Genomic DNA, 11,165 nt, shown 5'->3' on the forward strand with positions numbered 1-11,165 from the left:
CATGACGACGCACAACGACGACGTGGACTGGGACCGCTGGCCGGTCGCCGACTACCTGCGCGAGAACTACCGCGAGGTGCATCCCGCGGACGCGGCGGTCATCGCGCACCACAGCGCCTTCTACCGCCGCTTCCGGCCCGGCGCCGTCGCCCGCTCGGTGGAGTTCGGGGCGGGGCCCAACCTCTACCCACTGATCCTCGCGTCCGCCGCGAGCCGCAGGATCGACGCCGTGGAGGCGGGCGCGAGCAACATCGCCTATCTCCGGGACCAGATCTGCCACCGCCTCGACGCGAGCTGGCTGCCCTTCCACGCGCTGTGCCGACGGCTCAACCCGGACGTGCCGGCGACCCTGGCCGGGGCGCTGGCGCATGTGAACGTCGTCCACGCCGACGTCCGGACCCTGCCGCCCGGCTCGTACGAACTCGCCTCCATGCACTTCGTCGCCGAGGGCGCGACGGAGGACTTCGCCGAGTTCGCCGACTTCTGCCGCACCTTCGTCCGCACCGTCGAGCCGGGCGGCCATCTGGTCGCCGCGTTCATGGAGAACATGCCGACCTACCGCATCGGCCCGGCGTCCCGCTGGCCCGGCTGCCCGGTCAGCCCGGACACCGTGACCGAGGTCTTCACCCCGCTGACCCGGGACCTGGACGTCACCCACATCGACCCGGACCCGACCCTGCCGGACTACGGGGATTCCGGGATGGTGCTGCTGACGGGGGTGGCGGAGGCGGTGTGACGGCACCGCCTCCGTGACGGCTCCGGCAGGTCGCGCGGGGCGAGCCGTCCCATCAGTCGTCGGTCCCCGGGCGGAACCGTCGGCGCAGGACGACTCCCCCCAGCACCAGTGCCGCGCTCGCGGCGACGGCCTGGAGGGTGTGGTCCGTACCCGTGTGGGCCAGGGCACGGGGGGCGGTGCGCGGGGCCGGTTCGGGGGCGGGGTGCGGCCGGGGCGGGGTGGGCGGCTCGGCGTCCGGACCGGCGGGGTGGTGGGGGCGGACAGGTCGGTCGCCGGGGGTGTTCGAGGACTCGTTGCCGGTCGACGGGTTGCCGATGCCGACCACGTCCACGGTGTTGCCGGTGACGTTGACCGGCAGGTCGACGGGCAGCTGCACGCCGTTGCCGGAGACCACGCCCGGGGAATCCTTTCCGCTGCCCTGCGCGAGCGCGCCGCCGGGCTTGGCGGGCCGGCCGGCCCGCCCGTCGTCCTTGTTCGCGCAGCTGTTGCCCGCGGCGGGATTGAGGAGCCCCACCACGTTCACGGTGTTGCCGCACACGTTCACCGGGACGTGCACCGGCAGCTGGACGGTGTTGCCGGAGACCACACCGGGCGAACCGGCCGCCGAGCCCTCCGCCCCGGAACCGGCGTACGCGGGGGCGGTCAGAGCCATCGCGCCCGAGGCGGCCGCGACGGCGATCACACCGTTTCGGGTAACCCGTTTCATAGGTTCCCTGCCTTCCAGACATCGTCGCGGGCACTCACCCGCACGAGATAAAACGCGGACGGCCCATCCGAGTTATGGCTTATCGGCCTTTCACTCCATCGAGCGGCCCGGTTGTCGAACTAGCGGTAGAGCCCTTCGTATGCGCGACGCGGCCGCGCAGGATAAGGCACTCCGCCCCCGCCCGCTCGTCCGGAGGCGAGGCTTCCGGTGCGCGCTTATGGTGGGCGAGGGCGCCGGTCCCCGGTCCGCTGTGGGGCGCCCCCTGGAGGCATCGATGCTGGCCAAGCTGTCCACGCGCTCCTCGGTGAGGCGTTGCGCGGTTCCGTGCGCGGCCGGGCTGGCCCTGCTGGGTGCGGGGCTGCCGGCCGCGGACGGCCCCGGGCCCGGCCTGGGCCGCTTCTACGACCAGAAGGTCAAGTGGTCCGCGTGCGAGGGCGAGGACATGCCGAAGGACCTCCAGTGCGGCAAGGTCACCGTCCCCCTCGACTACGCCCGGCCCGGGAAAGGCACCCTCGATCTCGCCCTGGCCCGCTACCGGGCCACGGGAAAGTCCCGGGGCTCGCTGCTGCTGAACTTCGGCGGCCCGGGCGGTCAGGGCGTGGGCCAACTCGCCATGTCCGGCAAGGACTTCATGGGCCTGACGAACGGCTACGACGTGGTCGGCTTCGATCCCCGGGGCGTCGGCCGCTCCTCGCCGGTCAGCTGCGGCAACGCCCCGGACGACCCGCTGGAGGCGACGGACGGCGACGCGGCCGTGGCCGACCCGCAGGCCGTACTCGACAAGCTGCGCGACGCGGCGGCGGAGTGCACCGAGCACTCGGGTCCCGTCCTGCGGCACATCGGCACGGTGAACGCCGCCCGCGACCTGGACGTCATACGCGACGCGCTCGGCGACGGCAAGCTCAACTACCTGGGCTTCTCCTACGGCAGCCGACTCGGCGCGGTGTACGCGGCCCAGTTCCCCGGCAAGGTCGGCAGGATGGTGCTGGACGGCGTCGACACCCTCACGGAGCCGCTGGCCGAGCAGGGCGTGGTGAGCGCACAGGGGCAGCAGACCGCGCTGGAGAACTTCCTCGCCTGGTGCACCGAGGACATCGCCTGCCCGTTCGGACAGAACCCGCGGGAGGCCCGGGAGCACGTCGTCGAGGTGGTCGAGTCGCTCGACCGGGACCCGGTGCCGACCGACTTCGGCGAGGCGTTTTCCGGCCAGGACTTCGCGGGCGCCCTCGCGCAGGGGCTGTTCAGCAGGGAGCTGTGGCCCTCGCTGCAGCGGGCCGTCGCGCAACTGCTGGAGGACGGCGACACCAGCCGCCTGGAGGCCTTCGCGTCCGGGGGCGTCGCCCACCCGCCGTGGCGGGCGGCGCACGCCGGGCTCACCGACCCGCAGGACGTGCCCTTGGACAACCTGTCGGCGGCGCTCATGGCGGTGAACTGCGCGGACGATCCCGACCGCCCCGCCGCCGAGCAGGTCGGCAGGGACCTCGGCCGGCTGCGCGCCCGGTACGAGCGGGCGTCGCCGGTCTTCGGCCGGTACCGGCTCACCCAGGTGCTGATGTGCTACGGCCGCCCCAAGGGCACCGACTTCATCCGTGACGAGGTCAAGGACCTCGACACCCCGCGGATGCTGCTCGTCGGCACCCGGGGTGACCCGGCCACGCCGTACCGCTGGACGGTGGAGACGGCCGAACGGCTCGGGTCGTCGGCCGTGGTGCTCGACAACCGGGGCGAGGGCCACACCGGCTACGGCTCCTCCAAGTGCGTGCACCGCAAGGTCGACGCGTTCCTGCTGTACGGCACGCTCCCGCCGGACGGCAGCTCCTGCGGCTCCGACCACGACACCGAGTGAGCCGGTGCGGGCGCGGATCCCCCGGTCAGCCGAGTGAGACCTCGGGTGCGTACAGGTCCAGCCACATGGCCAGGTCGAGGGCCCGCTCCAGCCCCCGGCGTGCGGCCTGGCCGCTCACGGGCGTGTCGCGGTGCGCGGCCTGCCGCAGCCGCTCCGGGTCGACGAGGTCGAAGACCGGGTGGTCCGGCCGTGCCAGGAGGTCCTTCGCCTGGTTCCGCAGGGCCACCGCGTACTTCGGATCCTGCGTGGACGGGTAGGGGCTTTTGACCCGGTCGTAGACGGACCGGGGGATCAGGTCCGCGGTCGCCTCCCTGAGCAGGCTCTTCTCCCGGCCGTCGAAGGACTTCAGCGCCCAGGGCGCGTTGTAGACGTACTCGACGAGCCGGTGGTCGCAGAACGGCACCCGGACCTCCAGGCCGACGGCCATGCTGGCGCGGTCCTTGCGGTCGAGCAGGATCCGGACGAACCGGGTCAGGTGCAGGTGGCTGATCCGCCGCATCCGGAACTCGAAGTCGCTCTCGCCGTCGAGACGCTGGACCCGGGCGACGGCGGAGCGGTAGCCGTCGGCGACGTACGTCTCCAGGTCCAGGGCCTTGACCAGCTCCGGGCGCAGGACGTCGGCGTCGTCGCCGAAGTGCCGGCCGAGGCTCACCAGCCAGGGGAAGGTGTCGGCCCGGCGGGCCTCCTCGTCGAAGAACTGCTGGTAGCCGCCGAAGACCTCGTCGGCGGACTCGCCGGACAGGGCCACCGTGGACCGTTCGCGGATGGCCCGGAAGAGCAGGTAGAGCGAGGCGTCCATGTCGCCGAGTCCGGCCGGCAGGTCACGTGCCCTGATCACCTTCTCGCGTACGCCGGGGTCGGCGAGGGCCTCCGCGTCCAGGATGATGTCCTGGTGATCGGTGCCGGCGTCCCGGGCCACGTCGTGCACGAAGGGGGTGTCGGGCGTGGCGCGCAGGTCATCGGCGACGAAGTTGTCGGCCTGGCCCGCGAAGTCGACGGCGAAGCTGCGCACGCGCTCGCCGTGCGCGGCGAGCTGCCGGGCCGCGAGCGCCGTCATGGCGGAGGAGTCGAGGCCGCCGGAGAGCAGGGTGCAGCGGGGCACGTCGGCGACGAGCTGGCGGCGCACGATGTCGTCGAGGAGCGAGCGGACGGTGGCGACGGTGGTGTCGCGGTCGTCGGTGTGGAGGCGGGTCCGCAGCTCCCAGTAGACGCGGTGGCGCACGCCCGTGCGGTCGACGGTGACGACGGTGCCGGGCTCGACCTCGCGCATGCCCTCCCAGACGGCGTGTCCCGGGGTCTTGACCATGGTGAACAGCTCGCGCAGGCCGTCGAGGCCGACGCGTCGGCGGGCCAGCGGGTTGGCGAGGATCGCCTTGGGCTCGGAGCCGAACAGGACGCCGTCCGGCGTGGGGTGGTAGTAGAGGGGCTTGATGCCCATGCGGTCGCGGATCAGCAGGAGCCGGTCGGTGCGGCCGTCCCAGACGGCGAAGGCGTACATGCCGTTCAGGCGCTCGGCGACGGCGTCGCCCCATTCGAGGTAGCCGCGCAGGACGACCTCGGTGTCGGAGTCGGTGGTGAAGCGGTGGCCGCGGGCGGTGAGCTCGCCGCGCAGTTCGCCGAAGTTGTAGGCCTCGCCCGAGTAGACCAGGGCGACGGTTCCGTGCGGGGTGGCGGCGGTCATGGGCTGGCGGCCGCCGGGCAGGTCGATGATCGCGAGCCTGCGGTGTCCCAGGCCGGCGGGCCCCTCGGCCCAGACACCGCGGTCGTCCGGGCCGCGGCAGGCCATCGTCTCGGTCATCGCGTCCAAGGCCGCCCCCTCGGCACTCAGGTCGCGGTCGAAGGAGACCCAGCCGGTGATGCCGCACATACGCGTACCTCCCGCAAATCAGTTGTATTGACCATCTAGATTTCGAGCGTGTGACAGCGACCGGCGTGCGGTCAACTCGCCCGTAACATGAGCGCGGCCCGCGCCCCCCCACTTTCGGCCGGACTTTGCATGCGCAATATCCGGTGATCCGCTCCCTGTCGGGGCGACGTCCGTCGAAAATCGGCCAGCGGCAAAAACCTCCCCAACTTCCGGGCCGCCGCGCCTCGACCGGGGGGTGCTGATTGCCCCGAATGCCCTAATGGCCAATCCGCTCTATCGTTCTGTCATGGAGCACGTTCTGAGTCCCGCGACCCTTGCCGAACTGCGGCGCCCGCGCCCCTATCCCGCGGTCTCCGTGCTGACGCCGACCCACCGGCGCGATCCCTACAAGACCCAGGACCAGGTCCGGCTGCGCAACGCGGTGGCCGAGGCCAAGCGGCAGTTGGAGGCCGACCCGGCGGTCGGCCGCGAGCGGCGGGCCGAGGTCTCCCGCCACCTCGACCAGGCCCTGTCCGAGGTCGATCTGACGCACGCCGAGGACGGCCTGGCGATCTTCGCCGCCTCCGGTGAGCACCACGTGTGGTCGCTCGCCCGGTCCGTACCCGAACGCGTGGTGCTCTCGGACACCTTCCTCACCCGCAACCTCGTCTCCGCCCACACGGCGGAGCGGCCGTTCTGGGTGCTGTCGCTCTCCGCGGACCGCGCGACCCTGTGGAACGGCGGCACCGACCGCGTCGTCGAACAACGCGCCGACGGCTTCCCGCTGACCCGCCGCGTGGAGAACTTCGACCCGGAACGGCAGGAGCGGATCGGCGACCTGCCGAGCGCCTTCCGGGAGGAGCGCACCCGCCAGTTCCTGCGCGAGATCGACACCGCGATGAGCACCGTCCTGCGCGAGCACCCGCGACCGCTGTACGTCACCGGCCCGCCGGCCGCCCTCGCCCTGCTGGACGAGGTCGGCGGCGCCACCAAGGGGGCGGCGCACGTCCCGCACGGCGGTCTCGCGCACGGGACGCCCGAGTCCGTGTGGCAGGCCATCCGGCCGGTGATCGAGGCGGAGGCCCGAAGGGACACGGACGCCGTGACCCGCGCCCTCGAAACGGCCCGCGGACGGCGGGAGTTCGCCGCCGGCGTGGACGAGCTCTGGCAGAGCGCCCGGGACGGGCGCGTCCGGCTGCTGGCCGTCGAGGAGAACTACCGCGTGACGGTCAGCGAGGCCGGGGAGCACCTGATCCTCGCCGAGAGCGCCGGGCTCGATTCCCGCGAGTCCCGCGAGTCCCGCGAGTCCCGCGAAGACATCGTGGACGAGATCGTCGAGCAGTGCCTGGAGACCGGAGCCGATGTCCGCTTCGTCCCGGACGGCGCACTCGGCGAGGCGGAGGGCATCGCCGGAGTCCTGCGGTACTGAAGCCATCGAACACGGGGTCGTCGAACACGTGCGGCAACCGGGCGGCGCCGTGCCGACGGACCGTCAAACCCCCTGTGTAATCTACGACTTGATCCTCCGGAGGGCCTGCTCCGCACCTACCTCGGAGTAACTCCGTGAGACTGTGGCATATGCCAGAAGCACCACCGTATCGTGTGTTGCCAAATCCCTTACAGGGCGTCGCGGGCTGTGCCACAGTCGTAACGGTCCCTCCGTCCGCCTTGGCCGTACCGTCCCCGCATCGGAGTGCGTCATGCCGTCCCACCTCTCCGCGGACCGTCCAGCCGCCCAGCCGCCCGGCGGCTCGGTCGACGCGCTGATCTCGCAGACGCGGCGGCTCAAGGGCGACGTGGACGCCGTGCGGCGCGACGCCGAGGGAGCAGGATCGGACCACCCCCGGGGACGCTGGCAGCGCGCCCTGTACGACCTGGCCCTGCACCAGCTCAACGACCTCGACGAGCACCTGGCCCAGCTGCGGGACGGGCCCCTGCCCACAGCGGCCCCGGAACCCGCCGCGCCCGCGCCCGGCTCACTGCTCAGCCGGGTCGGCAGCGCCGAGTGGAACCTGCTGACGGACGAGGCCAGTTGGTCCGGGGAGCTCTACCAGATCCTGGGCCGCGACCCCTCCGCTCCCCCGCTCACCCTCGACGAGCTGCCGTCCGTGGTGCTCGACGAGGACCGGCCGAAGCTGACGGCGATGGTCACGAACTGCCTCGTCGACGCCCGGCCCATCGACGGCGAGTTCCGCATCGCACGCCAGGGCGGCGACGTCCGGACCGTGCACATGATGGGCGAACCGGTGCTCGACACCGACGGCAGCACCGCCTCGATGTGGGCCGTGCTGCGGGACGTCAGTGAACTGCGCCGCAGCCAGCGGGTGGTGAGCGAGACCCGTGACTCGCTCCCCGACCGGCGGCAGGACGCGCGCACCGAGCACCGGCTCGCGGTCGAGTTGCAGGAGGCCGTGCTACCGCCGTGGCTCGGCTCCCTGCGGCTCCCGCACCAGGGGCCCAGGACCCTCGACCTCGCGGCCCGGCGCCTGTCGGCGTCCACGCACACGCTGATCGGCGGTGACTGGTACGACGCGCTCGAACTGACCGACGGCGAGACGCTGCTCAGCGTCGGCGACCTCACCGGACACGGCGTCGGCGTCACGTCGAACATGACGATGCTGCTCGGCGCCGTACGCGGCATGGCGATGGCCGGCGCCCCGCCCGGCCGGCTGATGGCCTGGCTGAACCAGTTACTCGACGCCACCGTGCAACCCGCCCTCGGCAGCGCCGTCTGCTGCCGCTACCGCCCCGAAACCCGCACGCTGGTGTGGGCGCAGGCCGGACACCCCGCCCCGCTGCTGTTCCGCGACGGGACGGGGCGTGTGCTGCACGCACCGGACGGCGTCCTGCTCGGCGCCACCTCGGGCGCTGTCTACGGGCAGGCCGAAGAGACCCTCGAGGTGGGCGATCTGCTGCTCCTGCACACCGACGGGCTGGTACCCGGGCACACCGGGACGGCGGCCGCGAACCTCCTCCTCGATCTGGCGCCGCGTCTGACCGGGACCGCCACCGCGCAGGACTGCCTGCAGACCGTGGTCCAGGAGTTCGGCGAGGGCGAGCGCGCGGACAACGCCTGCGTGCTCGTCGCCAAGGTCACGGCATAGGAAACTCAGGCCTGTGCGTGGTTGCCGCCCCTGCCCTTCGTCTTCGGCAGGGCGAGCTTGATCTCCTCCCGCAGCTCCTGGATCTTCGGGTAACCGGAGTACTGGGCCGTGAGCCGGTACATCTGGCGCAGCCGGTCCCAGGTGCGGTGGGAGGAGTTGGAGCCCATCGACACCAGCGCCAGTCGCGCGTACCGGTCGGCCTGTTCGGGGTCGTCCGCGATGAAGCACGCCGAGGCCATCGACAGATAGTCGAAGATCTTCGACCGCTGCCGGCCGTCGACCCGCAGGGCGAGCGCCTTCTCCGCGTAGTGCTGGGCATGCGCGGCCGCGCCCGGCTCGAACTCGGCGAGCGTGCGGTAGGCCAGGGCCTGCATGCCGTAGAGGTCCTCCTCCTTGAAGGTCTGCATCCAGTCCGGCGGCGGTACGTCGGCCTTGTCGGAGACGAACAGGTCCTCGGCCTGCCCGAGCGTGCGGCGCATGGCCTGGCCCTTGCCCATGGAGGCCTGTGCCCAGGCCTCGATGGTGCAGAGCATCGCCCGGGTGCGGGGCAGCACCTCGTCGCCGGAGCCGGAGGTGGCGAGCTTCATCAGGTCCAGGGCCTCGTCCGGCTTGCCCAGGTGGACCATCTGGCGGGCCGCGCGGGAGAGTGCCTCGCCCGCGCGGGGCCGGTCCCCGCCCTCTCTGGCCGCGTGCGCGGCGATGACGAAGTACTTCTGGGCCGTGGGCTCCAGGCCGACGTCGTGCGACATCCAGCCCGCGAGGACGGCCAGGTTGGCGGCGACGCCCCACAGGCGCCGCTGGAGATGGGGTGGGTGACGGTAGGCGAGCATGCCGCCCACCTCGTTGAGCTGGCCCACCACGGCCTTGCGCTGGAGCCCGCCGCCGCGGGCCGCGTCCCAGGCGCGGAACACCTCGACCGAGCGCTCCAGTTCCTCGATCTCCTGCGACCCGATGGGGGCGGCCTCATAGCGGTCGAACCCAGCGGGGTCGGCGTGCAGGGGATGGTCGAGGTCGGGAGCGTCGGCAGCCAGGGCCGGGTCGGTGTGCAGCCAGTCGTACATGGCGCTGCTGAGTGCGGATCCCGCGGCGAGCGCGGCGCCCGCGCCCACCAAGCCGCGTCGGTTGAGCATGAGGTCCATTCCCGTGAATTCGGTGAGGACCGCGGCGGTCCGCTCGGGCGCCCACGGCACTCCGTCGGGAGACTCCGCACTCCCGCCGCCCTGCCGCTTCCCCGCACGCCCGTGCCGGACCAGACCGAGGTCCTCGATGGTCACGACACGGCCGAGACGCTCGGTGAACAGAGCCGCCAGCACCCGCGGCACCGGATCGCGCGGGATCTCTCCCATGTCGATCCACCGCCGCACCCGGGAGGTGTCGGTCGCCAGCTGGGGGTGGCCCATGGCCGCCGCCTTCCGGTTGACCAGCCTCGCGAGTTCGCCCTTGGACCAGCCGGCCAGGCCGAACAGGTCCGCGAGCCGGGTGTTGGGTTGTCCGCTCACGTCAAGCCCCCAGGTTCTCGGCTGAGTTGACAGTAGCCCGGGGAGACTTGCCGGGCGACTATTCGCCAGGGTTCGCCAGGGTGCGCCAGATGGTGTGCCACTGGTCATCGGGTGTCAGGTAGGAACGCGCCACCCCGACCCGGTCGCCGCAGGGACATTCCCCAGGGTGCTCCCAGGAGCCCGGGCCGGGTGGTGCACTGTCGTCGCAGGCACACGAAGGGATCTGTTTCGCCCATGTACGCAGCATCGTCCTCCGTGTCCGCCCCGCCCCGGTCGCTGCACCCCCGTCCCACGGACAGCGGCCCCTACCTCGCCCCCGCGCGGCCGGCGGCCCCCGTGCTCGGTGCGGGCAGGGCACGGCGCGGCGCGGTCCTCGGTTCCCAACCGCTCAGCGGGAGACTCGACTTGTCCGGCCCCCAGGGCGCGCAGCTGCGCACGGCGATCGCGTCCGTGCACCGCATCTGCCCGGAGTTCGCCCCGGTGCAGGTCCTGCGCCGCAACGGGCGGTCCGTGCTCCTGGTCGGCACGACCGGTCGCAGCTCGGCCGTCGCCAAGTGTTTACTGGACCACTCCCCCGCCTGGTCCGAGCGGATCCGCCACGAGATAGCGGCGTACCGCTCGTTCGTCCGGCACCGCCCTCCGGTGCGGGTGCCGAGACTGATCGCGGCGGACCCGGACAACTGCACACTGGTGATCGAGCGGATGCCGGGGCGGGTGGCCGCGCTCCAGCGGCACCCGGCCGAGGCGCCGCCGCGGGCGGACATCAGGGCGGCACTCGGCGCGATCTGCCGGCTCAACGCCTGGCGGCCGCCGGCGGGCACGTTCGACGCCCCGCTGGACTACGCGGCCCGGATCTCGCGATACCACGAGCTCGGCCTGCTCACCGACCGGGACCTGGGTGATCTCCAGAAGCTGCTGCACGGCATCGCGCAGGCGGCCGGGCGGCAGGGCATGGGCCAGTTCTGCCACGGCGACGCACTGTTGTCGAACATCCTCCTGTCACCGGCCGGTCCAGTGCTGGTGGACTGGGAGCACGCGGGCTGGTATCTGCCGGGGTACGACCTGGCGACGCTGTGGTCGGTGCTCGGGGACGCACCGGTCGCGCGTCGGCAGATCAGCCAGATCGCCCAGTCGGCGGGCCCGGCGTCCAGGGACGCCTTCCTGGTGAACCTGATGCTGGTGCTGACCCGGGAGATCCGTACGTACGAGACGGCCGTGCAGCGTTCCATGCACGACACGACCCCGGCGGCACCGGGTCCGGCCCACCCTGGTGCTGCGCCGTCCGGCGAGGAGCAGCGGCTGCTGCTGCGGCGGCTGCACGACGACTGCCAGATGGCCCGCCGGGCCGTGCGCGCGGCGGTCGGCACTCGCTGACGGGGACGAAAGGGCCGCGGGGTGGGGGGGGCGGGTCCCCGGGCGCCTGGTGTT

Annotated in this window: 8 protein-coding genes; 5 read left to right on the plus strand and 3 right to left on the minus strand. The window is 72.4% G+C overall.

Annotated elements, in window-relative coordinates; translation table 11 throughout:
- Position 1: 1 nt before the first annotated feature.
- Positions 2-736, plus strand: coding sequence for a class I SAM-dependent methyltransferase (locus ABZ192_RS28775; protein WP_356927379.1), 735 nt, complete (start codon positions 2-4; stop codon positions 734-736).
- Positions 737-788: 52 nt separating this feature from the next.
- On the opposite strand, the gene ABZ192_RS28780 is transcribed toward ABZ192_RS28775, so the two are convergent.
- Positions 789-1,442 (minus strand): chaplin, encoded by a 654-nt coding sequence (locus tag ABZ192_RS28780; protein WP_356927380.1) that lies wholly within the window; start codon positions 1,440-1,442, stop codon positions 789-791.
- A 274-nt stretch (positions 1,443-1,716) separates the two neighbouring features.
- On the opposite strand from ABZ192_RS28780, the gene ABZ192_RS28785 reads away from it, so the two are divergent.
- Positions 1,717-3,288, plus strand: a complete 1,572-nt coding sequence (locus ABZ192_RS28785) for an alpha/beta hydrolase (protein ID WP_356927381.1) — start codon at positions 1,717-1,719, stop codon at positions 3,286-3,288.
- A gap of 25 nt (positions 3,289-3,313) precedes the next feature.
- On the opposite strand, the gene asnB is transcribed toward ABZ192_RS28785, so the two are convergent.
- A complete protein-coding gene (asnB, locus tag ABZ192_RS28790) occupies positions 3,314-5,155 on the minus strand; it encodes an asparagine synthase (glutamine-hydrolyzing) (protein ID WP_356927382.1) in 1,842 nt (613 codons plus the stop codon).
- Positions 5,156-5,441: 286 nt separating this feature from the next.
- Here asnB and ABZ192_RS28795 point away from each other — a divergent pair, with 286 nt between their 5' ends.
- On the plus strand, positions 5,442-6,563 hold the full coding sequence (locus ABZ192_RS28795; RefSeq protein ID WP_356927383.1) for a chemotaxis protein: 1,122 nt from the start codon (positions 5,442-5,444) through the stop codon (positions 6,561-6,563).
- A gap of 271 nt (positions 6,564-6,834) precedes the next feature.
- Positions 6,835-8,238, plus strand: coding sequence for a SpoIIE family protein phosphatase (locus ABZ192_RS28800; RefSeq protein ID WP_356927384.1), 1,404 nt, complete (start codon positions 6,835-6,837; stop codon positions 8,236-8,238).
- 5 nt (positions 8,239-8,243) lie between these two features.
- Here ABZ192_RS28800 and ABZ192_RS28805 read toward each other — a convergent pair whose 3' ends face one another.
- The gene (locus ABZ192_RS28805; RefSeq protein ID WP_356927385.1) at positions 8,244-9,737 is read right to left on the minus strand and encodes a hypothetical protein; all 1,494 of its coding nucleotides are present in this window, start codon (positions 9,735-9,737) and stop codon (positions 8,244-8,246) included.
- A 234-nt stretch (positions 9,738-9,971) separates the two neighbouring features.
- Here ABZ192_RS28805 and ABZ192_RS28810 point away from each other — a divergent pair, with 234 nt between their 5' ends.
- Positions 9,972-11,111, plus strand: coding sequence for an aminoglycoside phosphotransferase family protein (locus ABZ192_RS28810; protein ID WP_356927386.1), 1,140 nt, complete (start codon positions 9,972-9,974; stop codon positions 11,109-11,111).
- Positions 11,112-11,165: the final 54 nt, after the last annotated feature.

It is taken from the genome of Streptomyces sp. NPDC006235 (assembly GCF_040613735.1).
Lineage (GTDB): Bacteria > Actinomycetota > Actinomycetes > Streptomycetales > Streptomycetaceae > Streptomyces.

Excerpts from the sequence above, each read along its gene's own strand:
- ABZ192_RS28775 (WP_356927379.1), top strand. The coding sequence starts at position 2 with ATGACGACGCACAACGACGACGTGGACTGGGACCGCTGGCCGGTCGCC.
- ABZ192_RS28780 (WP_356927380.1), bottom strand. The coding sequence starts at position 1,442 with ATGAAACGGGTTACCCGAAACGGTGTGATCGCCGTCGCGGCCGCCTCG.
- ABZ192_RS28785 (WP_356927381.1), top strand. The coding sequence starts at position 1,717 with ATGCTGGCCAAGCTGTCCACGCGCTCCTCGGTGAGGCGTTGCGCGGTT.
- asnB (WP_356927382.1), bottom strand. The coding sequence starts at position 5,155 with ATGTGCGGCATCACCGGCTGGGTCTCCTTCGACCGCGACCTGAGTGCC.
- ABZ192_RS28795 (WP_356927383.1), top strand. The coding sequence starts at position 5,442 with ATGGAGCACGTTCTGAGTCCCGCGACCCTTGCCGAACTGCGGCGCCCG.
- ABZ192_RS28800 (WP_356927384.1), top strand. The coding sequence starts at position 6,835 with ATGCCGTCCCACCTCTCCGCGGACCGTCCAGCCGCCCAGCCGCCCGGC.
- ABZ192_RS28810 (WP_356927386.1), top strand. The coding sequence starts at position 9,972 with ATGTACGCAGCATCGTCCTCCGTGTCCGCCCCGCCCCGGTCGCTGCAC.